Source organism: Rhizobium sp. SEMIA4064 (genome assembly GCF_003025035.1).
GTDB classification, from domain to species: domain Bacteria; phylum Pseudomonadota; class Alphaproteobacteria; order Rhizobiales; family Rhizobiaceae; genus Rhizobium; species Rhizobium paranaense.
In genome coordinates this window covers 444,770-467,801 of sequence record NZ_PYJN01000013.1, presented here as the reverse complement: position 1 = coordinate 467,801, position 23,032 = coordinate 444,770, and the positions used below count along the sequence as shown (strand labels likewise).

The window sequence follows — 23,032 nt, the reverse complement described above, 5'->3', positions numbered from 1 at the left end:
TTCGTGAGGCTTGCGGCGCGCGCGGAGCCATCGGTTTCGCGCTTGCCGGCCATACCCGCTCTCCGGCATGCTTGGAACGACTCGAAGCATCATGCATCGGATTTCGCGCGGTCATCGTTCCCAGTTTAGAACCGCGCGAGATCATCGTCCCTCGCAAGAGGCCGTTCCGGTGCCAACTTTTAAGCGGGGAACGTCCTTTGTGCGATCAGCAGATTTTATCCGGCAATAAAAAGCTCGCAAGCTCTATTGCCGTCGCCATGTCATTTCTGATGCTCGCTGGCTGCGCGACGGCAGGTGACAAACAGAAACAGGCGGCCGCGGCCGAACCGCAGCCCAGTGCTGCCGAACAGCTTGCCGATGCCCTCAACACCAAAGCCGACGCGAAACGGCAAAAGGGCGATCTCGCCTATCGCGATCCAATGGTGCACAGCGTGCATGGCACCCGGCAACAGATGGTCGCCGAAGAGACGAACAGCCAATCCTTCTTCCCGCCGGCACCAGCCGGGGCAACGCCTGTGGCCACCGATGCGCCGGCCGGCATTGCCGGCCTGGTGACGCAGCCGACGGGTGTCAACGCCAACAGAAGCAGCATCTATTCGGCACCCCCGCCGATTGCCGTCAATCCGGACGGAACGCTGGCCAATACCCAGCCGGGACAATCGCAGGGAATCACGCCGATCATGCGCAGCGTCTATAGCATGCCGCCAAGCGCGACGCAGAATGTCACGCCACAACAGGGTAACGGCGGAATGCCCGTCGACCAAACGTCGCAGGCGGTGATTCCGCCACCCGTCGTCCGCAACGCCGCCTATGCATCGGGGAGCCCGATGAAGCCGACTGCGGACGCAACGCCCTCGAAAATCCTGCCCGCTCGCGGTTCCAACGCTCGTAGGATAGACAGCAAGGAGGCCCTGATGCTGGCGCATATCGTTGCCTCGAAGGGCCAGGGCCAGGATGGCAAGCCGCTGATAACGCAGCCGCAGAGTGGCGGGGGGCTCTAAGCCCGCCCCTTCTGCAAATTGGCGCAACATGCTGTTAAGGCATGCTTATTCAAACTTCGCCGAAGCGTTATGCTTCTGTCATTTTTTCCAAGAAAAAGCGAAATAGGCGCTTGCGGGAATGAAATCACCCCGCTATAAGCGCGCCACACAACAGCACGCGCCCTTCGTCTATCGGTTAGGACGACAGATTTTCATTCTGTAAAGAGGGGTTCGACTCCCCTAGGGCGTGCCACTGTTTCCATCACTTCAGAACAAAACCGAGTACTTGGGTCCGCGATCGACCCCAAGCGGAAACGCGTTCGTCATCAGCCGAACTTACGGCAATGACCGAGAATGTTGAAAAAGTCTGATGTGTGGTGCTCGATGTGACTACTCGGGATAGACCTGAACATCCTCCGGCGCCGGCTTGTTGAAAAGGATGAACACCAAGGGATTGCCCGGCTCGGACATTGCATCGCTGCGCTGGCCCGTTATCTCTCCGGCCACGCCGCTTGTATATTCCGCAACCACCTCGCCGAAGCTATTGCGCTGGATGGCAACCTTCTGTCCGGCTCCGACCTTATCATTGAGTTTGACCAGATGCTCAACGAGCCCGCCCGCGGTGGCCAGGATCGGGAACGCGCTGTTACCGACAAAAACCGTCACGTCCTTGCCTGTACGCCCCATCGGCCCGGCAACGATGCCGTGATGCTTGAGGACGTTCATTGTGCCTTCCACGAAGAGCGAGATCATTTCTAGGTCTAAGACGCGCGGAGCGCCGATTTCCGGCGTGAATGCCGGGATGCCCACATCCATGAACGCGTTGTGCAGGACACCGGGATAGACGTGATTGTCGAAGATCTGGCCGACGGGGTACAACTCCACCATCGCCTTGACCTCGGGCACATCCATACCGCCAATATTGAATGCCGTGACTTCAAATCCGGTTGTCCCGGTGTGGAAGTCGATCGCGAAGTCGGCGTTCGGTCGCAGCAGCCGATTGAACAGAAGCCCGGCGTGTCGGCTGGGCGCGGTGGCGCCGTTCTCGTTCCCGGGCCACTCCCGATTCATATCGATCAGATCGATGCCCCTGCCCTGGTTGGGCCATCTGCGCTGCATGCTTCCCAGGGCCGCGGGGGATACGTCTGTGACCGCCATCACCGTGCCCGACATCTGCGCCGGGTCGAGCTGGTTCATCACGAGCTGGACCGTATGCATGGAACTCATCTCGTCGCCATGTACGCCACTGGTCAGGACACCGCGCTTGCCCGGCTTTACTCCCTTGGCGACCATCACAGACACATGCCAGTGCTGTCCGGTCGGCATCTCAACACCCCGGAAATACAAGAGGTGCTTCTTGCCGGGCTCCAGGTCGTTGACATCGAGCGCGCTGACGACCTTTTTGCCTTCGATAACATCGCCGGTATAGACCGTTCCCGATGACGGATTGGCAGGAGGTATCGCTGCGTCCTCAGCATTCGCTGGACCAGCGTTGACGGTGATGGCGGCTGTGGCAACGGCGCCGACCGTCGCGATGGATGCCATTATCAGATCGCGGCGATCGATACCGCTTGCAGACTTGTCCGGCATGATGGGATCCTTTTGTGATTGTGAAAGGCAACGTTCGTGCGGCAGCACGGCATGCATATCGGTCGCAAAATCCCGCTCAACTTAAAATACCGGTATGCCGGCGAATTCGCAAGGTTGCATGATTGCTGCAAGACCTATGTCGAGGGTTGCGATCAATGATCCAGCTTCCGCTTGCGGCGGCTTTGCGCTATTCCTATATGATCGCAAGCGCAGCCTGCGCCCTTCGTCTATCGGTTAGGACGACAGATTCTCATTCTGTAAAGAGGGGTTCGACTCCCCTAGGGCGTACCAACAGGACCCATTCCGAGCTTTTCCACAATTGCCTCGAAAAATCCGCCTCTACCCGTAGATTTTTCTCGATTTTCCGCTTGCGAGAACAAAAGGTGCTGACTATAAGGGCGCCACAGCACGCGCCCTTCGTCTATCGGTTAGGACGACAGATTTTCATTCTGTAAAGAGGGGTTCGACTCCCCTAGGGCGTGCCACTGCTTCCCTTCCCTAAAACTCTGATTTCTCTGTGCTAAAGCGGCGATTTTCCGTTCGCAGTTCACGGCGCCTTGGCGGCATCCATTACGCGCAACTGCACGCGCCTTGCGCCCTGCCAATGATCGGCACCGAGCGTGCCGGCGATGTGGATCTGTGATCCGCGGGAGGAGAGCAGAAGCTCCCCGAGGGGCGTTTCAACGGCGCGGAAAGCGATGCCGTCGAGGCGGCCGCCATCCTGGGCTTCCAGGGTGATCTTGATGTGAGATTGGCCGACGAGGCGTGAATCACGCAGGCGGTGGCTTGGAAGGGCGAAAATCGGCTGTGGGTGACCGGAGCCGTAGGGGCCGGCGGTTTCGAGCTGGTCGACCAGCTCCACCGTCGCACCGCCGGCACCGAGCGCGCCATCGATCTTCAGTGTTTCATTGGCGACGAGGCCGGCGACTTGTCTTTCTGCCTTCTCGGTGAAGAAGGCGCGGAGTTTGCCGAGATTGGCGCGCTCGACCGTCAGGCCCGCCGCCATGGCATGACCGCCGCCCTTGACGAGCAGGCCGGCGTCGACGGCGGCGCGCACCATGCGGCCCATGTCGAAACCGTTGATCGAGCGCCCGGAGCCCGTGCCCCGCCCCATCCTATCAAAAGCAATGGCAAAAGCCGGGCGACGGAACTTGTCCTTTAGCCGCGAGGCAATCAGACCGACGATGCCGGGATGCCAGCTTTCCCGCGCCGTGACGATGACGGAGGCTCCGTCGCCATTGCCATATTCGGCCAGCGCTTCGGCTTCCGCCTCCTGCAGCATGGCGGCTTCCATCGCCTGGCGCTCGCGATTGAGCTCGTCCAGCTTCTCGGCGATCGTCTCGGCCTCGGAGGCAACGTCGAGCGTCAGCAGCCGGGCGCCAAGCGCCGCATCGCCGATACGCCCGCCGGCATTGATGCGCGGGCCGATCATGAAACCAAAGTGATAAGGGCTTACGGGGCCGCCGAGCCCAGCTTTTCGAAACAGAGCGGCAAGGCCGGGATTGCCCTGATGGCGCGCTGCGATCAGGCCTTTGACGACGTAGGCGCGGTTCAGCCCCTTCAGGGGTACGACATCGCAAACCGTCGCCAGGGCGACGATATCGAGCCAGGCAAGCAGGTCCATGGAGCGGACCCGGGCATCGCCTGCCTCGCGCAACTGCCGCAGGGCCGCAACCAAAACCAGGAAGACAACGCCGGCGGCGCAGAGATGTCCCTGCCCCGACAGATCATCCTCCCGATTCGGATTGACCAGCGCGTGGCAATGCGGCAGCTCATGCGCAACCTGATGATGATCGATGACGACGACGTCGATATTGCGAGCCTTCGCCGCTTCCAGCGATTCGAAGCTGGTGGAACCACAATCGACGGTAACGATCAACGTTGCGCCGTTATCGATGAGTTGGTTGATGGCAACCGGATTCGGGCCATAGCCTTCAAAGATGCGGTCTGGAATATAGATGCTGGCCGTCACGCCGAAATGAGTGAGAAAACGATAGAGCAGCGCCGAGGATGCTGCGCCGTCGACATCGTAATCACCGAAGATCGCGACCGTCTCGCCCGTTTTGATGGCGCGCAGCAGGCGTTGCGCCGCCTTCTCGCAGTCTGTCAGCAGATGGGGGTCGGGCATCAGGCTGCGGATCGTGGGATCGAGGAAGGCCATGGCCTCTTCGAGGCCGACGCCGCGGCCGGCTAGAACGCGGGCGATCAGATCCGGCAGTCCATGAGTTTGAGCGATGGCCAGCGCCCGGTTCTGGCCGGCCTGGTCGAGCCGGGAAATCCAGCGGTTGCCGGAGACGGAGCGTTCGACGCCCAGAAATGCCCGCTGCACAGGATCTGCCGGCTGTTCCACCATCTCTCCCAGAATTGGAAGGCCCATTCCGATTTGTCGGAACGGGCCTTGGTCGTCAGAATTATTCCTTCGGCCGCTCGATGCGGATGACCTGCGGCTCGCCGACGAGGTAGCCCTCGGTCTTGATTGCGGCGACGGCCTTGCGCACCGAATCCTCCGTCGTCGCATGGGTAACGAGGATGATCGTCTGATGATGAGCCGGGGCCAGGTGCTGCGTTGCACGCTGCACGATCGATTCCAGCGAGATGTGGTTTTCCGCCATGCGGGTCGCGACGCTGGCGAAAACGCCGGTGCGGTCGAGAACGGTCAGGCGGATGAAGTAGCCGCCTTCGTGGCTCTGCATCTGCGCCTTGCGATAGGGTTCCAACGCCTTCGCCGGATGACCGAGCACCGGCACGCGCTGCGCACCCGGCTGGCTCTTGGCGATGTCGGCGATATCGCCGAGCACGGAGGAAGCCGTCGCATTGCCGCCGGCGCCAGGGCCGACCATCAGCAGTTCGCCGAGAATATCCGATTCGACCGCGACGGCATTGGTGACGCCGTCGACCTGGGCGATGACCGATTCGAGCGGCACCATGGTCGGGTGAACGCGCTGTTCAATGCCGGTCTCAGTGCGCTGGGCGACGCCGAGCAACTTGATGCGATAACCGAGGTCGGCAGCGGCGCGGATATCCTCGATGGAGATATTGGTGATCCCCTCGAGATAGATATCGTCGGCCGCGATGCGGTTGCCGAAGGCAAGCGTCGTCAGGATGGCGAGCTTATGCGCCGTGTCGTTGCCCTCGATGTCGAAGGCCGGATCAGCTTCGGCATAACCGAGACGCTGGGCTTCCTTCAGGCAATCGGCGAAGGACAGGCCCTCTTTCTCCATCCGGGTCAGGATGTAGTTGCAGGTGCCGTTCATGATGCCGTAGACGCGCGAGATCGTGTTGCCGGTCAGGGATTCACGCAGCGCCTTGATGATGGGAATGCCGCCGGCGACCGCCGCTTCGAAGTTAAGCAGCGCGCCCTTCTCTTCGGCAATCTCGGCCAGTTCGACGCCATGATAGGCAAGGAGCGCCTTGTTGGCGGTGACGACATGCAGGCCGCGGGCAAGGGCTGCGCGCACGGCGGCATTGGCCGCCCCTTCGGCACCGCCGATCAATTCGACGAAGACGTCGATGTCGGCCTTCTGCGCCAGATCGACCGGACCACCGAACCATTCGATGCCGGTAAGGTCGATACCACGATCCTTGCTGCGATCGCGGGCCGTGACGGCGACGATCTTGACGGGACGGCCGCAGGTAACGGCAAGCTCGTTGGCGCGGCTCTGAATGATACGGACAAGCGAGGCACCAACGGTGCCCAAGCCCGCAATGCCGATTTTGAGGGCATCTGCCATGAGGAATTCCTGATCAATGTCTTGGGGCACGGCAGCCGCGAAAACGGCTGCCGTGAAAAATTAGGAGCGATGGGCGTTCAGTGAAATCACATTATGCATGGTCTCATCCGCGGTGGAGAGGAAGCGCTTCAAATTGCGCGCCGCCTGACGGATGCGATGCTCGTTCTCGACCAACGCGATGCGGACGTAATCGTCGCCCTGCTCGCCGAAGCCGATGCCGGGCGCCACTGCGATATCGGCCTTCTCGACCAGAAGCTTCGAGAATTCCAACGAACCGAGATGACGGAATTTTTCCGGGATCTTCGCCCAGGCAAACATCGTCGCTGCCGGCGGCGGCACATCGAAGCCGGCCTTGCCGAAGCTGTCGACCAGCACGTCGCGGCGGCGCTTATAGATGTTGCGAACTTCCGCGATATCGGAGCCGTCACCGTTCAGCGCATGCGTCGCCGCCACCTGGATCGGCGTGAAGGCACCGTAATCGAGGTAGGATTTGACGCGCGTCAAAGCCGCGATCAGACGCTCGTTGCCGACGGCGAAGCCCATGCGCCAACCGGGCATGGAGAAGGTCTTCGACATCGAGGTGAACTCGACCGTGACGTCCATCGCGCCCGGAACTTCCAGGACGGACGGCGGCGGATCGTCGTTGAAGTAGATTTCCGAATAGGCAAGATCCGACAGCACGATGATGTCGTGCTTCTTGGCGAAGGCGACGACTTCCTTGTAGAAATCCAGCGTCGCAACATAGGCCGTCGGGTTGGACGGATAGTTGAGAATCAGTGCCAGCGGCTTCGGGATCGAATGGCGCACGGCCCGTTCCAGCGGCGGGAAGAAGCTGTCGTCCGGTTCGACCTGCATCGAGCGGATAACGCCACCAGCCATCAGGAAGCCGAAGGCATGGATCGGATAGGTCGGGTTCGGGCACAGGATAACGTCGCCCGGCGCCGTGATCGCCTGCGCCATGTTGGCGAAGCCTTCCTTGGAGCCGAGGGTGGCGACCACCTGCGTATCCGGATTGAGCTTGACGCCGAAGCGGCGGGCATAATAGGCGGCCTGCGCGCGGCGCAGACCGGGAATGCCCTTGGATGAGGAATAGCGATGCGTGCGCGGGTCCTGGACCACTTCGCAGAGCTTGTCGACGATGGCCTTGGGGGTCGGAAGGTCCGGATTGCCCATGCCGAGGTCGATGATGTCGGCCCCGCCCGCTCGCGCGCTGGCCTTCAAACGGTTGACCTGTTCGAAGACGTAGGGCGGCAAGCGCCGGACTTTATGAAACTCTTCCATTTCTTTCCCCATGGGACAGCGGCCCTTACAACCGCAATGAAGTTCGTCAATCTCTCGGTGAGCCGCGATACGAACTCCGGAATCGCGGCGCCGCAACTATACTGACGCGAAGGATACGGTGAATCTTTGGCGGTTATAGACGCAATCTACTATCAACCCAGGAAGAAACATCGAAATTCAGCCTAGCTGAACGCTTTGCGTCCAAATCGCCTCAAACGCAAGGCTAATTCTGCGTCGGCGCGGGCGTCTGGCTGGGCTCGGCGCTCTGCTGCTGAATTTCCGACAACGTATCCTGGCCGTGTTCGGCGGCGAGCTTGCGCATCTCGGCCACGCGTTTCTGATATTCGGCGTCGGTAATCGTGCCGGCCTTGTGCTGTGCACCGAGCGCCGTCAATTGCTTGCCGATATCGGCCGCCTGCTGGTCGTTGATCTGGACATTCGCCGCCGTCGGGGGAGCGTTGAAGGAGGGGTAACCGTCCTTGTAGTGCTGCTGCGTGTTGCCCTCGTCGACCGGCTTGCCCTCGGCGGACTTGACGACCACAGCCTGTGGGGCCTGCTTGCTCTTGGCAAAGGCCGCCTTTTCCTCAGGCGTCGTGCAGCCGGCAAGCGCCAGCGCGAGAATGCCGCACAAAGCACCGCAGAGTACGGAATACCGGTTGAGTCTTGCCACCATGCCGCCGCCCATATTGTCGTCCTGCTCTATTCCTTGCCGTGGGTTGCGACTGTTAAATTTGTCGCAGCGGCAAAGCAAGAGCAGGGTTGCGTTTCATTCGACTTGTATTCCTTTTCCAGCAAGATGTACAAATGGAAAACAAAAGTGAGCTGCCGCCGGGAGGATGATGCGTGACCGACAGCAAGCGGGACAACAGTGATAGCCACGGCACCTTTCCCGGCTTCGACCCGAAGTCGGTCGAGCCTTACATTGTCAAAGACCCCGAGGCGATGGCCGTCAACTTTGCCCGTGCGTTGGAAAATCTCGGCAAGGCCGCTTCCGCATGGCTTGCGCCACGCGAGCGCGGCGAGAAGATCGACACCGTCGCCGATCCGATGACCGATATCGTCAAGACGCTCTCCAAGGTCAGCGAATACTGGCTTTCCGATCCACGCCGGACATTGGAGGCGCAGACCTATCTGCTATCCGGCTATTTCGGCCTGTGGACGAAAACCATGCAGCGGCTCAGCGGCGATTCGGCTGCCGAGGCTGAACCGGTGAAGGACAGACGCTTCGCCGACGAGGATTGGCAGAAAAATCCTTTCTTCGATTTCCTGCGTCAGACCTATCTCCTGACCGCCGGCTGGGCGGACAAGCTGGTCACCGATGCCGAAGGGCTGGACGAGCACACGCGCCACAAGGCCTCCTTCTACACCAAGCAGATCACCGCGGCGCTGTCGCCGACCAATTTCGTCGCCACCAATCCGCAGCTCTACCGCGAGACCGTCGCGTCCAATGCGGAAAACCTGGTGCGCGGCATGAAGATGTTTGCCGAGGATATCAGCGCCGGCCGCGGCGAATTGCGGTTGCGCCAGACCGATATGACGAAATTCGCTGTCGGACGGGACATGGCACTGACGCCGGGCAAGGTGATCGCGCAGAGCGACGTCTGCCAGGTCATTCAATATGAGGCGGCAACGGACAAGGTGTTGAAGCGGCCGCTGCTGATCTGCCCGCCCTGGATTAACAAATTCTACATTCTCGATCTCAATCCGCAGAAATCCTTCATCAAATGGTGTGTCGAACAGGGGCACACCGTCTTCGTCATCTCCTGGGTGAACCCGGATGAGCGCCACGCGGCCAAGGATTGGACGTCCTATGCGCGCGAAGGCATCGATTTCGCGCTGGATACGATCGAGAAGGCAACTGGAGAGAAAGAGGTCAACGCCGTCGGCTATTGCGTCGGCGGTACGCTGCTGGCGGCAACGCTCGCCCTGCATGCCAAGGAAAAGAACAAGCGTATCCGCACCGTGACCTTTCTGACCACGCAGGTCGACTTCACCTTTGCCGGCGATCTCAAGGTCTTCGTCGATGAGGAGCAAATCTCGTCGCTGGAAGAGCAGATGAAGGCGGTCGGCTATCTCGAAGGTTCGAAAATGGCGACGGCCTTCAACATGCTGCGCGCCTCCGAGCTGATCTGGCCTTATTTCGTCAACAGCTATTTGAAGGGCCAGGAACCCCTGCCCTTCGATCTCCTCTTCTGGAACGCCGATTCCACACGAATGGCCACAGCCAACCATTCGTTTTATCTGCGCAATTGCTATCTCGACAACGCTCTGAGCCAAGGCAAGATGGTGCTCGACGGCAAAAAGCTGTCTCTGAAGGACGTCAAGATACCCGTCTACAATCTGGCGACACGCGAGGACCACATCGCGCCGGCCAAATCCGTCTTCATCGGCAGCCAGTTCTTCGGTGGGCCGGTGGAATTCGTGGTGACTGGCTCCGGTCATATCGCCGGCGTCGTTAACCCGCCGGACAAGCACAAATACCAGTTCTGGACGGGCGGCGCGGTCAAGGGTGACTATGATCAATGGCTGGGCGAAGCCAAGGAGACGCCAGGCTCCTGGTGGCCGCATTGGCTCGAATGGATCAAGAGCAACGACAGCCGTATGGTGCCCGCTCGCAAGCCCGGTGGCGCAGCATTGAACGCCATCGAAGAAGCACCCGGCAGCTTCGTCATGGAGCGCGCCTAAGCGGCTGTTATCCATGCTGTTCAACCCGCCCCTCGTCCCCGCGCGGCTGATCGCCCGCTATAAACGCTTCCTTTTCGATGCCGAACTGGAGAGCGGCGAGATCATCACCGGCTCTTGCCCGAACACAGGCTCGATGCAAGGCCTGACGACACCGGGTTCGCGCATCTGGCTTTCAGAACACGAAAGTCCGAAGCGCAAATATCGTCACGTCTTCGAACTGATCGAGGCCGATGGCACCACGGTCGGGGTCAATACCGCCATGCCGAACCGGCTGGCTGCGGAAGCGATCGCTCTCCGCCAGATTTCCGACCTCGGCGATTACACGACCCTGCGGCGCGAGCAAAATTATGGTCGCAATTCCCGCATCGACCTGCTCTTGACCGACCCTTTGCGGACGACCACCTATGTCGAAGTCAAGAATGTACATTTCATGCGCCAGCCGGGCCTTGCCGAATTTCCCGATACGGTGACAGCCCGCGGCGCCAAGCATCTCGAAGAACTCGGCGATATGGCGGAAGCGGGATACCGCGCCGTCATGCTGTTCGTGATCCAACGGCACGACTGCCAGCGCTTTCGTGTTTGCTGCGATCTCGACACGGTTTACGCGGCAGCCTTCGAGCGAGCTTTGAAACGCGGCGTCGAAGTCTACGCGTTGAAATGCAGGGTTTCGTCGACGGAAATAACGCCGGCTGGGTTGATCCCGATAGACGAACCCGGCATAGCTGCATTAAATACCAGTATAAAGATTTCTGCTGAAGGCTGATCATGGTGAATTACATCGAAGCGGCAACGGCGCCGTCGAAGAATACAGGTGCCATCCGCCTCTACGGCCCGGATGCTTTCGCAGGAATGCGCAAGGCATGCCAGTTGACTGCACGCTGCCTAGACGAACTGGCTGCCGTTGTCGGGCCCGGCGTACCGACCGACGTCATCGACCGCTTCGTCTTCGAGTTCGGCATGGATCACGGCGCCTATCCGGCGACGCTGAACTATCGCGGCTATATGAAATCCTCCTGCACGTCGATCAATCACGTCGTCTGCCACGGCATACCCAATGACAAGCCGCTGCGCGACGGCGATGTCGTCAATATCGATGTGACCTATGTGCTCGACGGCTGGCATGGAGATTCCAGCCGCATGTATCCTGTCGGCGAGATCAAGCGCTCGGCGGAACGGCTGCTGGAAGTGACCTATGAATCGCTGATGCGCGGCATTGCCGCCGTTCGCCCCGGTGCCCGGACCGGAGCCATTGGCGAGGCGATCCAGACCTATGCCGAAGCGGAGCGCTGCTCCGTCGTCCGGGACTTCTGCGGCCATGGCGTCGGCAGCCTCTTCCATGATTCACCGAACATCCTGCATTACGGCCGCGCCAGCGAAGGCCCGGAACTGCGCGAAGGCATGATCTTCACCATAGAGCCGATGATCAATCTCGGACGACCGCATGTGAAAGTGCTTGGCGACGGCTGGACGGCGGTCACGCGCGACCGCTCGCTGTCGGCGCAGTATGAGCACACTGTCGGCGTCACCGCCACGGGCTGCGAGATCTTCACCCTGTCGCCCGGCGGCCTCGACCGTCCCGGCCTGCCGCCGCTGCAGGGGTAATAGATGGCGAAGCGCCCCGCTTCCTCTTCCGGACATGGCGACATGACCGTCGATAGCGGCGGGGCGGCGGATGATCTTGAAGACGCATCGCTTTTCGACGAGCGGCTGTTTTTCGCCCATCAACCCGCCAAAGCCGCGCTGCGCGATAAACCGGCAAAACCGCCGAGCACGCCGGCCAATGCCGAGGCTCACTATCACGGCCATCGCGAAAGGCTGCGCAATCGCTATCGCGATGGCGGCGATGCGGCGCTTGCCGATTACGAAATCCTAGAACTCCTGCTGTTTCGGCTGATTCCGCGCCGCGACACCAAGCCAATTGCCAAGGCGCTGCTTGCCCGTTTCGGCACGCTTGGCGGTGTCTTCGGCGCGCCGACCAATCTGCTGCAGGAAATCAGCGGCGTCGGCGAAGCCGTGGCCCTTGACCTGAAGCTGGTGGCGAGCGTTGCGCAGCGCATGCTGAAAAGCGAGCTGACGGGCAAGCCGGTGCTCTCCTCCTGGAAGGCTCTGATCGACTATTGCCACGCAGCAATGGCGCACGAGGCGCGCGAACAGTTTCGCATCCTGTTTCTCGACAAGCGCAATGCCCTGATCGCCGACGAGGTGCAGGGTTTGGGTACGGTCGACCATACGCCGGTCTATCCGCGCGAGGTGGTCAGGCGGGCGCTCGAACTCTCGGCCACCGCCGTGATTCTCGTCCACAACCATCCCTCCGGGGACTCCACCCCTTCGCGCGCCGATATCGAGATGACGAAGACGATCATCGACACGGCCGGTCCTTTGGGTATCACCGTTCACGATCATATTATCATCGGCAAGAACGGCCATGTCAGCTTCAGAGCGCTGCGATTGGTCTGAATCGGCCTCCCAGATACATTCAGACATTAGAATATTATTGCACTATATTGTTTTTATTCTACCTTAAGATGCGAGTAGCGCTCTGGAGGCGCTGAAGCGTCGATCGTTTCCAGCCTCCCGATATCTCCTCCACTTTTAAGGTAATTGTCAGGATGTTCTGACAAAACGATAATGCCTCCAGATCGGCGCGTTTGTCGGGGGAAGCGGTTGTTTTATTTGCGCCTTATCCGCCCGAGGTTCGGCGTATCCGGAGACTGCATGCAAAAGACGTCCTCGACGCTTTCTCAACGTCTGCGCCGTATCGGCCGCGGTGTTCTTTTTGCATTGTCTCCCTTCGCGCTGATCGCCTGCGGTTTCTACGCCCATATGCTCTGGACGACGAATTTTCATCCCGTCATCGCAGGAGAGGTCTACCGCTCGTCTCAGCCGTCGCCGGCGACGATCGCCGAATTTCAGAAGCAGTATGGCATCAAGACCATCATAAACTTGCGCGGCGAAAACAACGGTCGCACCTGGTATGACAACGAAATCGCCCAGGCGAAGGAACTCAATATCAACCACATCGACTTCAAGATGTCTGCCAGTCGCGAACTGACCCGGGAGCAAGCAGCTCAACTCGTCCAGATCATGCGCGATGCACCGAAGCCGTTGTTAATTCATTGCCAAGCCGGCGCAGACCGCACGGGGCTTGCCTCGGCCCTCTATCTCGCTGCTATCGCCAAAGCCGGCGAAGCGGTTTCGGAACGTCAGATGTCGATCATCTACGGACATCTGCCACTTTCCTTTACCGATGCCTATGCCATGGACCGGACTTTCGAAAAGCTCGAGCCTTGGCTTGGCCTTTCCAGCTCCTGATCATTTCCTGTTAGATAATCTGTAACATTGAGCGGCTACCGGTTGACGGGCAGCATGTTGCGTTGCGACATTGATTCTATAAATTTCAGCACCCGAGGCTTCCGATGGACCGATTCGATCTCATAGTCGTGGGCAGTGGCCCCGCAGGCCGCAGAGGCGCCATTCAGGCCGCCAAGCTCGGCAAGAGGGTGCTGGTCATCGAACAAGGGAAGCGGGTCGGTGGTGTTTCCGTCCATACCGGCACTATTCCATCGAAGACGCTGCGTGAAACCGCGCTCAATCTCTCCGGCTGGCGCGAGCGCGGCTTCTACGGCCGCGCCTATCGCGTAAAGCAGGAAATCAGCGCCTCGGACTTGCGGCGCCGCCTGTTGATCACTCTCGACCATGAAGTCGAAGTGCTGGAGCATCAATTCGCCCGCAATCGCGTGCATCACATTCGCGGCAAGGCAAGCTTCGTCGATCCGCAGACCATGCAGGTCGTCAAGGACGACGGCGAAGTGATCCATGTCACCGGCGCCAGCATCCTGCTCGCGGTCGGCACCAAGCCCTTCCGTCCGGATTACATGCCCTTCGACGGCAGGACCGTTCTCGACAGCGACGAGCTGCTGGAGATCGAGGAGCTGCCACGTTCGATGGTCGTCATCGGCGCCGGCGTCATCGGCATCGAATATGCGACGATCTTCAGTGCGCTCGACACGCAGGTGACGCTGATCGATCCGAAATCGACGATGCTCGACTTCATCGACAAGGAAATCGTCGAGGACTTCATCTATCAGCTACGCGACCGCAACATGAAACTGCTGCTGGGGCAAAAGGCCGAAAAGGTCACCCGGCAGGACGGCAAAGTGGAGCTGTTGCTGGACAATGGCCGCCACATCGTCACCGACATGGTGTTGTTTGCGGCCGGCCGCATGGGTGCTACCGATACGCTCAATCTGGCGGCGGCCGGTCTGGAGGCGGACAATCGCGGCCGCCTCAGCGTCAATCCCGAGACCTTTGCCACCAACGTCCCCCACATCTTCGCGGCCGGCGATGTCGTCGGTTTTCCGAGCCTTGCCTCGACGTCGATGGAACAGGGCCGTATCGCTGCGCGCGTCGCCGTCGGCGCCATCGCCAAGGAGCCGCCGAAATACTTTCCCTACGGCATCTACGCCGTGCCGGAAATCTCCACCTGCGGCCTTACCGAGGAAGAGGTCAAGGAACGCCATATTCCCTATGAATGCGGCATCGCCCGTTTTCGCGAAACGTCCCGCGGCCATATCATGGGCCTCGATACCGGCCTCTTGAAGATGATCTTCTCGCTAAAGACCCGCCGCCTGCTCGGCGTTCACATCGTCGGCGAAGGCGCGACCGAACTCGTCCACATCGGCCAGGCGGTGTTGAACCTCAAAGGCACGGTCGAATATTTCGTCGAAAACACCTTCAACTACCCGACGCTCGCCGAAGCCTACAAAATCGCAGGCCTCGATGCGTGGAACCGGATGGGCGATATCAAGTCGGAGCTTTGAGGGGTCTCCGCAGTTGTCGAGACAGTCCCCTCTCCCCGCCTGCGGGGAGAGGGTTAGGGTGAGGGGCATTTCTCGGGGACACTCAGTTTGCGTGGCCCTAAATCGGAAACGACACAGATAGCCCAAAGCTTTGGTCCGAACCGCGCGACCGTCAACGGCTTTATGTTCGTTCGGCAATATCCCACTGGACCATACTTTGCCGATTTCGCCCCAGGGAGAAACGTCTCGCTGTGGAACTCGATGGAAGCCAGCATCTCGATAGTTCTCGGGATCTACGGCGCGATGCCTTTATGAATGAGGAAGACTGGTCGTCGTTAGCTTTTGGAATGTCGATGTCCTTATCGCGATATCGAAACAGACCATAGGTCTCCAGCAAGCCTATAGCTCTGCCCCTCACCCCAGCCCTCTCCCCGCAGGCGGGGAGAGGGAGCTTTTCTTTTCTCCAACCAACAAAAAAGGCCCCGCCGCGAACGGCAGGGCCTGATTTCGTTACGGAAGAGAACCGAGTTATTCGGCGCTGTCTTCAGCAGCCTTCTTCTTCGGAGCGGCCTTCTTCTTTGGAGCAGCGGCAACTTCTTCGCCTTCGGCGGCAGCTTCGGTTGCTTCAGCCTTGGCAGCAGCCTTCTTCTTCGGAGCAGCTTTCTTTGCTGCCGGCTTGTCTTCGGTTTCGGCTTCGTCGTCAGCCAGCAGCGCTTCCTTGGAAACGGTCTTGTCGGTGACGTCGACTTCGGTCAGCAGGTGGTCGATGACCTTTTCTTCGAAGATCGGCGCGCGCAGGTTGGCGGAAGCGCCGGGCGTGTTGCGGAAGAATTCCAGGATTTCCTTTTCCTGGCCCGGGAACTGCTGAAGCTGCGAATAGAGCGCGCGCTGCATTTCGTCTTCGCTCACTTCAACGCCGGCCTTTTCGCCGATTTCGGAAAGAACGAGGCCCAGGCGAACGCGGCGTTCAGCGAGCTTGCGATATTCTTCGCGTGCCTTTTCTTCCGTCGTGTCTTCGTCTTCGAAGGTCTTGCCCGATTCATCCAGATCGGTCTGGATCTGGCGCCAGATGCTGGCGAATTCGGCGTCAACCAGCTTCTGCGGGGTGTCGAACTGGTACATCTCGTCGAGCTGGTCGAGGATCTGGCGCTTGACCTTCTGGCGGGTAACAGAGCCGTACTGGCTTTCGATCTGGCCGCGGACGATTTCCTTCAGGCGGTCGGCGGATTCGAGGCCGAGCTTGGAGGCGAGTTCGTCGTTGATTTCGATATCGCCGGGAGCAGCAACTTCCTTCACCTTGATGTCGAAGGTGGCTTCCTTGCCGGCAAGGTTCTTGGCCGGGTATTCGGCCGGGAACGTTACGGTGATGGTCTTCTCGTCGCCAGCCTTGAAGCCAACGAGCTGCTCTTCGAAGCCCGGGATGAAGCGGTTGGAGCCGAGGACGAGCTGAGCGTCTTCGTCCTTGCCGCCGTCGAAGGCAACGCCGTCAACCTTGCCGAGATAGTCGATGGTAACGCGGTCGCCATTGGCGGCCTTGCCCTTCTTCGTCTCGTAGCTACGCGCGCTTTCGGCGATCTTGAGGATCTGTTCGGTGACTTCGTCCTCAGCGATTTCAGCGACTTCGCGGGTAACCTTGATGCCCTTGACGGACTTCAGTTCGATCGCCGGGATGACTTCATAGGAGAGCGTGAATTCGAAATCGGCCTGAGCGGCGAGGATCTTTTCAGCCTCGTCCTTGTCCTCGGTCATTGCGATTTCCGGCTGGGTTGCCGACTTTTCGCCGCGCTCAGTCAGGATTGCCGGCGGCTGGTCACGAACGATCTCGTTGACGAGGTCGGCCATGATCGACTTGCCATAGACCTTCTTCAGATGCGCAACCGGCACCTTGCCCGGACGGAAACCGTTGATACGGACCTTGTCCTTGACCTCGGCCAGGCGCTCGTTCATGCGAACTTCCATGTCCTTGGCCGGGATGACCACCTTGATTTCGCGCTTCAGCCCTTCAGCGAGCGTTTCGATAACCTGCATTGTCCTACCTTCATTCATGGCGGCCGTGCCCAGACAGCCGTTCGTTTCGATGAGCACGACGCCGGAAAATCCCGAGCGTGGCTTGCATGCAATTCCTCATCATTCTGCTAGAGCGCCGCGCGTTCGAACGAACGCGCAAAAGGTCGCTCTCCCCTCTCGGAATCTAGGGCATCTTGTCCACTTTCCACTAGAAAGCGGGATGCTCTAGGCAAAATGGCGCCTCCAACAGCGGGTCAGGAGACAGGCCGTTAAGCCTCTCCCGTCCACAAGGCAGCCTTGGTGCGGGTAGAGAGACTTGAACTCCCACGCCTTGCGGCACCAGAACCTAAATCTGGCGTGTCTACCAATTTCACCATACCCGCGTTCCCAAAAGCATACGGCAATGCCTGCCCATGAGGCCTTCCGGAGCGCGGCGTCTCTATATCACCCGTTTTAAACCACGCAAAGGAAAAATGACGGTTCCACGACCGTCCATGGACCTTGTTTGGTTTTCTGCGGAAACCCGGTCAGTAAAGCGGCTCTTCGTAGACGGATTTACCGTCCAGGAGCAGGCTTCTGATATGCGCTTCGCCATCCGCCGAGACGCGGGCGGCAATGGCGACGCGGTCCTGATTGCGCGCATCCTCGATGGTGCGGCCCTCGCCTTCCGGCACATAATAGCGCTCGATGCCGTATGTGACTGGGATCGTCGCCGGCGGGGGCGCGCTATCGCCATAGGAAAAATAGTCGAAAGGCAGGGTTTTGAGAACGACGGTGTCCGGTTTCGGTTCCAATGGTCCAAAGGACGATTCGACAATGCCCCAATAGCCGTCATCCTGCTTTTTCAGGCGGACGGACAGAACCTGGTTTTGTCGGCTCTCCGGCGGCGCCCCGCCGATCAGGGTCGATACCGGCACCCGTGAAATATCGTAATTCAGCGTCACATAGTCGCCGCGCAGCAAATCGCGGGGATCGATCGGTGCGGTTTTCAACAGGACTTCGACGCCGCTCCTCAGGCCCCAAGCCCGTTCGCCAACCATATAGCCGAGGATGGCCGTCTGCAGCGCTGCGACAATAATGGCGGCGATCCACATGCGTCGGCTGAGATCGCGTGCAACGGTGCCCGTCTCGGCTGTCATCGTCATGCCTGCACCTCCTGACTCTCACTCCGCGGGCCATCATGATGGGAAAATCGCCGCTCAAGGCGAATGACCAGCCAGGCGGCGATGGCGACCAACACGCCGCAGATCAGGAAGAAGCCAGACGTGCCGATGATCGAACCGACAGTTTCGCTCGCGAGATAGAGGATCTCCCAGGCAAAAACAGCGTAGGCGAGATAGCGTACCGCACCGTTGTCGCGGCCGCTCAGAATGATCGCAACGACGGCACTTGCCAGCGTCGCGAAGGCGATCGCGATGAGAGGCAGCTTGTTTTCAACCCATATATTATTCTCAAAAATACCACTACCGATCTCCCCGTGGATTGCGAAGAGGCCGATGGCGGCGATGAGGAAGGAATAAAAGGCCGGCGCAGCACCGGCGGTCCGGGCGATCCGCATCAGGGGCGAAACCGGCAGGCTGACAGCCAGGAAGGCAATCATGCCGGCGGCGGCGAGCACGATAGCCGCGTGCAGGCTCTCATACTGCGCGAAAATCCATGTCAGCCAGCCGACAAGCATCAGATAGGCAAGATGCCGGGACCTCGGCGCATCGACGTATCTGACGAGAGCGATCAGCACGGCCGCCATAACCGGCGGCGCCCAGGGCATGAGGCCGTACCACTGGTCATAATGATCCCAAAGATAGAAGCCGCAAAAGCCCCAAGCCAGGAACCCGGCAAGAGCGACCTGCGCGCTTGAGCGGAACAACGCGGCGGCGATGCTGGCGATGGCGAACCAGACGATCATCATCATCAGTTCATCGCCGGACATATTATACATCTGGCCGACCAGCGACATGGCGCCGCCGAAACTCATCGTACCGAGAATCAGCACCGCCGAGGCCAGAATCGAGTGCCCGCGCACGAATGAATAGGCGCCGCCGAGATAAAAGGCCCAGATCATTGCTATAAGCCCGAAGAGCCTGATGATCCTTGGAATCGCCTCCCAATTCGACGCGACGAAAAGCAGGATCGCGACGCCGACCAGCAGCGCCGCCATGACGGCCAGCACGCGGCCGAGGCTGAAGCTTGCAGGACGGCTGTCATATTCGCTGAGAATCGCTGCCGCTGTCGGTGCGTCAACCAGCCCCTTGTCCACCCAGATCTTTATATCGCGTTCCAGCCTAGCCCGGTACATCGCGCGCCCCTGACAGCGATTCCCTCATCCCAGAGTGTCTTATCACATATTGAGGACCTTCGAGGTCGCTCTTTCGTGTCTCAGATCAGGGCGAGTTTTCAGCAAAGCCGCACCCCGTTAATGCGGGATTAAGGCTTCATGCCCTAGACTCACGGATTGCCCAAAGATACCGTCTCAAGCTATGCGCAATTGACATATCTCCCATGAAATTATTGCGCTGCACAAAAATCAAAAGTCATACTATTTTATAAGCATTGAAGGACGGCGGTGCCGCGCCGCTTCGGCGAAAGCCGGAAAGAGCCTGAGGATGTATTCCTCATACAGAATTCGGAGCCGCACACTCCTCCTCCCAGTGCGCTCCGATGGATTGACGACACTCCTCCTCCCAGTCGTCAATCACCACAAATGACGCCCACCGCATCCTCCTCCCGCGGTGGGCGTTATTTTTTTATCCAGTTAAATCGCTTAACTCCCGGAGAATCGCCCGACACAGTCGGCACGCTCCTTTTCTGCCGTCTAGGACATTGGAAGAGCGTAGAGAGTGCGGCGACGGGATTTTTTCGCTCACTGAATGCCCCGGCAAATGCTCCAAACCAGCAAGGCTTACGGGATGGCACGAATTGCCCCCGACGGCTGACAATATTGAGCAATTGCTCACGATCTACGCACAAGATCACAATCTCGACCGATATCCCGTCGAATGCTTGCTTTCATACTATTGCGATGTGCACATAAAGCAGTCACCCATTTAACCAAATCACCATAGTGAATTGCATCATACGCATAGGTGGCATGATGCATTCGCTCTTTTAGTTCTTGCAGCGCAGCATATATTCACAATCATCAGATCAAGGACGGAACCAATCGCGGAACCGGCGAGATCTCCAGACCCTCGAAAGGGATTTAAAATGAACCTGACCCGCTCTTTCAATAACTGGCGCAAGTATCGTCAGACCGTTAACGAACTCGGCCGCATGAGCACCCGCGAACTGCACGACCTCGGTATCGATCGTTCGGACATCCGTCGCGTAGCTCGCGAAGCCACCGGCCTCTAACTACCGGATTGGCTTCGCTAAATAGCGACAGCCTACACAACGCCCGTTGCGGACAACCGCGGCGGGCGTTCTTTTTTGCGTTGTTTTTTTGCCGTCATTCGCGCCTGCAGTAACCCTCAAGCTGCTTCAAGCCATGCGCCTCGCACAGGTCACATAAATTTTGGGCACTGATGGCTTTTTGGGCGTCATATTGCACAAATGCATAGCAGACGCATTTTATTTGCACTGCAAAATATTCGTGCGCGCGCCTATATAAGTGCCAAGCGCTGAGGCGGCAATCGTGCCGCTCGCAACTAGAATGACTAAGGACAAAACAATGAACCCGCTTCGTATCGCCAAGAACTGGATCAGCTACCGCCGCACCCTGAACGAGCTCGGCAACCTTTCCAGCCAGACCCTGTCGGATATCGGCGTTAGCCGCTACGAAATCCGCAATATCGCTTCCCGCTCTTTCCGTTAATACAACGGACCAAGTGGACTGCCTCAAGACGGCGCCCTTCGGCGCCGTTTTTGATTCCGGCGACTAAAGCGCACTGCGATCTTTCAGATTCGCTCTTTGCGCTTTAAGTTTTTGATCTTGCGCATGTCGTATCGCAAAACCGCAGCACACTTTTGCGCGAGATGCTCTAGCAAAGCAATTGGATCACCGGCGTGCCCGTGGTAATGACGCGCGCATGACAAATAGCAGCTCTTTTTCTCCCATCCATGTCATCGGCGGCGGTCTTGCCGGCTCGGAAGCCGCATGGCAGATCGCCAGCGCCGGCGTGCCCGTCATCCTGCACGAAATGCGCGGCGTGCGCGGCACCGAGGCACACAAGACCGACGAACTGGCGGAACTCGTCTGTTCCAACTCCTTCCGCTCCGATGATGCGACCAGCAATGCGGTCGGCGTCATCCATGCGGAAATGCGCTTGGCCGGCTCGCTGATCATGGCTTCGGCGGATAAGCATCAGGTTCCTGCCGGCGGCGCGCTGGCGGTGGATCGTGATGGATTTTCGGCGGCAGTCACACAGGCGATCGAAAGCCACCCGCTCATCACGATCGTGCGCGAAGAAATTCAAGGCCTGCCGCCGAAAGAGTGGGATCAGGCGATCATCGCCACCGGGCCGTTGACCGCACCGTCGCTTGCCGGCGCCATTCAGGCCGAGACCGGCGCGGACGCGCTTGCCTTTTTCGACGCCATCGCGCCGATCGTCTATCGCGACAGCATCAATATGGATATTTGCTGGTATCAGTCTCGCTACGACAAAGTCGGGCCGGGCGGCACGGGCAAGGACTATATCAACTGCCCCATGGACGAAGCCCAATATAACGCCTTCGTCGACGCCCTGATCGCCGGCGATGCCGTTGGCTTCAAGGAATGGGAAGGCACGCCCTATTTCGACGGCTGCCTGCCGATCGAAGTCATGGCCGAGCGCGGGCGCGAGACGCTGCGCCACGGACCGATGAAGCCGATGGGCCTGACCAATGCTCACAACCCCGGCGTCAAAGCCTATGCAGTCGTCCAGCTACGCCAGGACAATGCGCTCGGCACGCTCTACAACATAGTCGGTTTCCAGACGAAGCTGAAATATGGTGCGCAGGCCGAGATTTTCCGGCTGATCCCAGGCCTGGAGAATGCCGAATTCGCGCGGCTTGGCGGTCTGCACCGCAACACCTACATCAATTCGCCGACCCTGCTCGACCGCTCGCTGACGCTGAAATCGCGGCCGGGCCTGCGCTTTGCCGGCCAGATCACCGGCTGTGAGGGTTATGTCGAAAGCGCTAGCATCGGCCTGCTCGCCGGTCGCTTCGCCGCTGCCGAGCGCAAGGGCGAGTCACCGTCCCTGCCGCCGCACACGACGGCGCTGGGTTCGCTGCTCAATCACATTACCGGCGGCCATATCGTTTCCGATGAAGAGCCGGGCAAGCGCTCCTTCCAGCCGATGAATATCAATTTCGGGCTGTTTCCGGAATTGGAGCCGGGTTCGATCGTCAAGCCGGAGGGCGTCAAACGCTTTCGTGGCAAGGACAAGACGATCATGAAACGGCAACTGATCGCCAAGCGGGCGCTGGCGGATTGCGCCGGGTGGCTGGGCGTTCAGGCGCCGGCGATCACCAAAAGCGCCTGAGCCTTTCTCAGGCCTTTGCAGCCGGCTTGGTTGCCGAGGACTTGGGATCATCGCTCGCAACATAATTGCCGAGCAGCCAGAGCGAGACCTCGGCGGCGTCCGCGGGCGTGGCGAATTCGAATGTGCCGTTATGGTGTGGAGCGTCTAGGAAATCGACGGTCAAGCCGCGGCCAGTCCCCGAATCCTTGGCACGCGCCCTGCCCGGCTCGATCAGATGAACGGCAAAATGATTGCGCAGGCTCCGCATGAAGCCGGCCTTGTCATCATGCAGACGCACGAAAACCGCCTGGCCGTTGGCCGTGGTCTGCAATTGCCGGATCGCCTCCGTCGGAAAAGCGCGGCCGAATTCAAGAATGGCAAGACCGGTATCGTGCAAACCGTCCTCCTTGTTCTGCGACGCCATGCGCGTTGCGAAGAAGGCAAAGAAAACGACGATCGCAAAGAGTATACACCAGACGATGATGCCCATAGCGGCTCTCCTGGGATGCGGGCAGATG

At 59.5% G+C, this 23,032-nt stretch carries 20 protein-coding genes and 4 tRNA genes; 14 read left to right on the top strand and 10 right to left on the bottom strand.

Annotated features, from left to right (window positions below):
- The first annotated feature begins 257 nt into the window (after window positions 1-257).
- Both C9E91_RS08830 and C9E91_RS08825 read left to right on the top strand, forming a co-directional pair.
- Window positions 258-1,001, top strand: a complete 744-nt coding sequence (locus C9E91_RS08830) for a hypothetical protein (protein ID WP_245407455.1) — start codon at window positions 258-260, stop codon at window positions 999-1,001.
- A 157-nt stretch (window positions 1,002-1,158) separates the two neighbouring features.
- Window positions 1,159-1,233 (top strand) — tRNA-Glu (locus tag C9E91_RS08825).
- Window positions 1,234-1,370: 137 nt separating this feature from the next.
- Here C9E91_RS08825 and C9E91_RS08820 read toward each other — a convergent pair.
- Window positions 1,371-2,570: a M14 family metallopeptidase gene (locus C9E91_RS08820; protein ID WP_107108136.1), complete on the bottom strand. Its 1,200-nt coding sequence runs from the start codon at window positions 2,568-2,570 to the stop codon at window positions 1,371-1,373.
- A 216-nt stretch (window positions 2,571-2,786) separates the two neighbouring features.
- Here C9E91_RS08820 and C9E91_RS08815 point away from each other — a divergent pair.
- Window positions 2,787-2,861, top strand: a tRNA-Glu gene (locus C9E91_RS08815).
- A gap of 119 nt (window positions 2,862-2,980) precedes the next feature.
- Window positions 2,981-3,055, top strand: a tRNA-Glu gene (locus tag C9E91_RS08810).
- Between the two features lie 62 nt (window positions 3,056-3,117).
- On the opposite strand, the gene recJ is transcribed toward C9E91_RS08810, so the two are convergent.
- The 4 genes from recJ to C9E91_RS08790 form a co-directional block, all read right to left on the bottom strand.
- Complete coding sequence (gene recJ, locus C9E91_RS08805; RefSeq protein ID WP_107107909.1) at window positions 3,118-4,923, bottom strand: single-stranded-DNA-specific exonuclease RecJ; 1,806 nt, start codon at window positions 4,921-4,923, stop codon at window positions 3,118-3,120.
- Window positions 4,924-4,981: 58 nt separating this feature from the next.
- Window positions 4,982-6,301, bottom strand: coding sequence for a homoserine dehydrogenase (locus tag C9E91_RS08800; RefSeq protein ID WP_107107908.1), 1,320 nt, complete (start codon window positions 6,299-6,301; stop codon window positions 4,982-4,984).
- Window positions 6,302-6,361: 60 nt separating this feature from the next.
- A complete protein-coding gene (locus C9E91_RS08795) occupies window positions 6,362-7,582 on the bottom strand; it encodes an LL-diaminopimelate aminotransferase (RefSeq protein WP_107107907.1) in 1,221 nt (406 codons plus the stop codon).
- 223 nt (window positions 7,583-7,805) lie between these two features.
- Window positions 7,806-8,267 carry a hypothetical protein gene (locus tag C9E91_RS08790; RefSeq protein WP_107107906.1) on the bottom strand — a complete coding sequence of 154 codons (462 nt, stop codon included), beginning with the start codon at window positions 8,265-8,267 and terminating at the stop codon, window positions 7,806-7,808.
- A gap of 158 nt (window positions 8,268-8,425) precedes the next feature.
- Between C9E91_RS08790 and phaC the strand changes: the two genes are divergently transcribed.
- From phaC to C9E91_RS20150, 7 genes are all read left to right on the top strand, one after another.
- Window positions 8,426-10,267, top strand: coding sequence for a class I poly(R)-hydroxyalkanoic acid synthase (gene phaC / locus C9E91_RS08785; protein WP_107107905.1), 1,842 nt, complete (start codon window positions 8,426-8,428; stop codon window positions 10,265-10,267).
- A gap of 13 nt (window positions 10,268-10,280) precedes the next feature.
- Window positions 10,281-11,030 carry a DNA/RNA nuclease SfsA gene (gene sfsA / locus C9E91_RS08780; protein ID WP_107107904.1) on the top strand — a complete coding sequence of 250 codons (750 nt, stop codon included), beginning with the start codon at window positions 10,281-10,283 and terminating at the stop codon, window positions 11,028-11,030.
- A gap of 2 nt (window positions 11,031-11,032) precedes the next feature.
- Window positions 11,033-11,869 (top strand): type I methionyl aminopeptidase, encoded by an 837-nt coding sequence (map, locus tag C9E91_RS08775; protein ID WP_107107903.1) that lies wholly within the window; start codon window positions 11,033-11,035, stop codon window positions 11,867-11,869.
- Window positions 11,870-11,911: 42 nt separating this feature from the next.
- Entirely contained in the window at window positions 11,912-12,724 is an 813-nt protein-coding gene (gene radC, locus C9E91_RS08770) for a RadC family protein (protein ID WP_414124013.1), read from the top strand.
- Between the two features lie 258 nt (window positions 12,725-12,982).
- Window positions 12,983-13,579: a dual specificity protein phosphatase family protein gene (locus C9E91_RS08765; protein WP_107107901.1), complete on the top strand. Its 597-nt coding sequence runs from the start codon at window positions 12,983-12,985 to the stop codon at window positions 13,577-13,579.
- Window positions 13,580-13,683: 104 nt separating this feature from the next.
- Window positions 13,684-15,087 carry a Si-specific NAD(P)(+) transhydrogenase gene (sthA, locus tag C9E91_RS08760; RefSeq protein WP_107107900.1) on the top strand — a complete coding sequence of 468 codons (1,404 nt, stop codon included), beginning with the start codon at window positions 13,684-13,686 and terminating at the stop codon, window positions 15,085-15,087.
- 230 nt (window positions 15,088-15,317) lie between these two features.
- Complete coding sequence (locus tag C9E91_RS20150) at window positions 15,318-15,452, top strand: putative endonuclease domain-containing protein (protein WP_414123940.1); 135 nt, start codon at window positions 15,318-15,320, stop codon at window positions 15,450-15,452.
- A 142-nt stretch (window positions 15,453-15,594) separates the two neighbouring features.
- Here the strand turns inward: C9E91_RS20150 and tig are convergent, their stop codons facing one another.
- The 4 genes from tig to C9E91_RS08735 all read right to left on the bottom strand — a co-directional run bounded on the left by tig (window position 15,595) and on the right by C9E91_RS08735 (window position 19,369).
- On the bottom strand, window positions 15,595-17,094 hold the full coding sequence (gene tig, locus C9E91_RS08750; protein ID WP_107108135.1) for a trigger factor: 1,500 nt from the start codon (window positions 17,092-17,094) through the stop codon (window positions 15,595-15,597).
- Between the two features lie 277 nt (window positions 17,095-17,371).
- Window positions 17,372-17,456: transfer RNA gene (locus C9E91_RS08745), tRNA-Leu, on the bottom strand.
- A 144-nt stretch (window positions 17,457-17,600) separates the two neighbouring features.
- Window positions 17,601-18,218: a GDYXXLXY domain-containing protein gene (locus C9E91_RS08740; RefSeq protein WP_107107899.1), complete on the bottom strand. Its 618-nt coding sequence runs from the start codon at window positions 18,216-18,218 to the stop codon at window positions 17,601-17,603.
- Window positions 18,215-19,369 carry a DUF2157 domain-containing protein gene (locus tag C9E91_RS08735; protein ID WP_107107898.1) on the bottom strand — a complete coding sequence of 385 codons (1,155 nt, stop codon included), beginning with the start codon at window positions 19,367-19,369 and terminating at the stop codon, window positions 18,215-18,217. Before C9E91_RS08735 ends, C9E91_RS08740 begins: the two co-directional genes overlap by 4 nt.
- Window positions 19,370-20,277: 908 nt before the next feature.
- Between C9E91_RS08735 and C9E91_RS08730 the strand changes: the two genes are divergently transcribed.
- From C9E91_RS08730 to trmFO, 3 genes are all read left to right on the top strand, one after another.
- A complete protein-coding gene (locus C9E91_RS08730) occupies window positions 20,278-20,424 on the top strand; it encodes a DUF1127 domain-containing protein (protein WP_107107897.1) in 147 nt (48 codons plus the stop codon).
- A gap of 316 nt (window positions 20,425-20,740) precedes the next feature.
- The gene (locus tag C9E91_RS08725) at window positions 20,741-20,884 is read left to right on the top strand and encodes a DUF1127 domain-containing protein (protein ID WP_065091553.1); all 144 of its coding nucleotides are present in this window, start codon (window positions 20,741-20,743) and stop codon (window positions 20,882-20,884) included.
- Between the two features lie 214 nt (window positions 20,885-21,098).
- Window positions 21,099-22,535: a methylenetetrahydrofolate--tRNA-(uracil(54)-C(5))-methyltransferase (FADH(2)-oxidizing) TrmFO gene (gene trmFO / locus C9E91_RS08720; RefSeq protein WP_107107896.1), complete on the top strand. Its 1,437-nt coding sequence runs from the start codon at window positions 21,099-21,101 to the stop codon at window positions 22,533-22,535.
- A gap of 7 nt (window positions 22,536-22,542) precedes the next feature.
- On the opposite strand, the gene C9E91_RS08715 is transcribed toward trmFO, so the two are convergent.
- Window positions 22,543-23,004 (bottom strand): hypothetical protein, encoded by a 462-nt coding sequence (locus C9E91_RS08715; RefSeq protein WP_107107895.1) that lies wholly within the window; start codon window positions 23,002-23,004, stop codon window positions 22,543-22,545.
- Window positions 23,005-23,032 lie beyond the last annotated feature (28 nt).

Bases quoted from the DNA above. Each gene is read 5' to 3' on its own strand.
- C9E91_RS08830 (WP_245407455.1), top strand. From the start codon at position 258: ATGTCATTTCTGATGCTCGCTGGCTGCGCGACGGCAGGTGACAAACAG.
- C9E91_RS08820 (WP_107108136.1), bottom strand. From the start codon at position 2,570: ATGCCGGACAAGTCTGCAAGCGGTATCGATCGCCGCGATCTGATAATG.
- recJ (WP_107107909.1), bottom strand. From the start codon at position 4,923: ATGGTGGAACAGCCGGCAGATCCTGTGCAGCGGGCATTTCTGGGCGTC.
- C9E91_RS08800 (WP_107107908.1), bottom strand. From the start codon at position 6,301: ATGGCAGATGCCCTCAAAATCGGCATTGCGGGCTTGGGCACCGTTGGT.
- C9E91_RS08795 (WP_107107907.1), bottom strand. From the start codon at position 7,582: ATGGAAGAGTTTCATAAAGTCCGGCGCTTGCCGCCCTACGTCTTCGAA.
- C9E91_RS08790 (WP_107107906.1), bottom strand. From the start codon at position 8,267: ATGGGCGGCGGCATGGTGGCAAGACTCAACCGGTATTCCGTACTCTGC.
- sfsA (WP_107107904.1), top strand. From the start codon at position 10,281: ATGCTGTTCAACCCGCCCCTCGTCCCCGCGCGGCTGATCGCCCGCTAT.
- map (WP_107107903.1), top strand. From the start codon at position 11,033: ATGGTGAATTACATCGAAGCGGCAACGGCGCCGTCGAAGAATACAGGT.
- radC (WP_414124013.1), top strand. From the start codon at position 11,912: ATGACCGTCGATAGCGGCGGGGCGGCGGATGATCTTGAAGACGCATCG.
- C9E91_RS08765 (WP_107107901.1), top strand. From the start codon at position 12,983: ATGCAAAAGACGTCCTCGACGCTTTCTCAACGTCTGCGCCGTATCGGC.
- sthA (WP_107107900.1), top strand. From the start codon at position 13,684: ATGGACCGATTCGATCTCATAGTCGTGGGCAGTGGCCCCGCAGGCCGC.
- tig (WP_107108135.1), bottom strand. From the start codon at position 17,094: ATGCAGGTTATCGAAACGCTCGCTGAAGGGCTGAAGCGCGAAATCAAG.
- C9E91_RS08740 (WP_107107899.1), bottom strand. From the start codon at position 18,218: ATGACGATGACAGCCGAGACGGGCACCGTTGCACGCGATCTCAGCCGA.
- C9E91_RS08735 (WP_107107898.1), bottom strand. From the start codon at position 19,369: ATGTACCGGGCTAGGCTGGAACGCGATATAAAGATCTGGGTGGACAAG.
- C9E91_RS08730 (WP_107107897.1), top strand. From the start codon at position 20,278: ATGAACCTGACCCGCTCTTTCAATAACTGGCGCAAGTATCGTCAGACC.
- C9E91_RS08725 (WP_065091553.1), top strand. From the start codon at position 20,741: ATGAACCCGCTTCGTATCGCCAAGAACTGGATCAGCTACCGCCGCACC.
- trmFO (WP_107107896.1), top strand. From the start codon at position 21,099: ATGACAAATAGCAGCTCTTTTTCTCCCATCCATGTCATCGGCGGCGGT.
- C9E91_RS08715 (WP_107107895.1), bottom strand. From the start codon at position 23,004: ATGGGCATCATCGTCTGGTGTATACTCTTTGCGATCGTCGTTTTCTTT.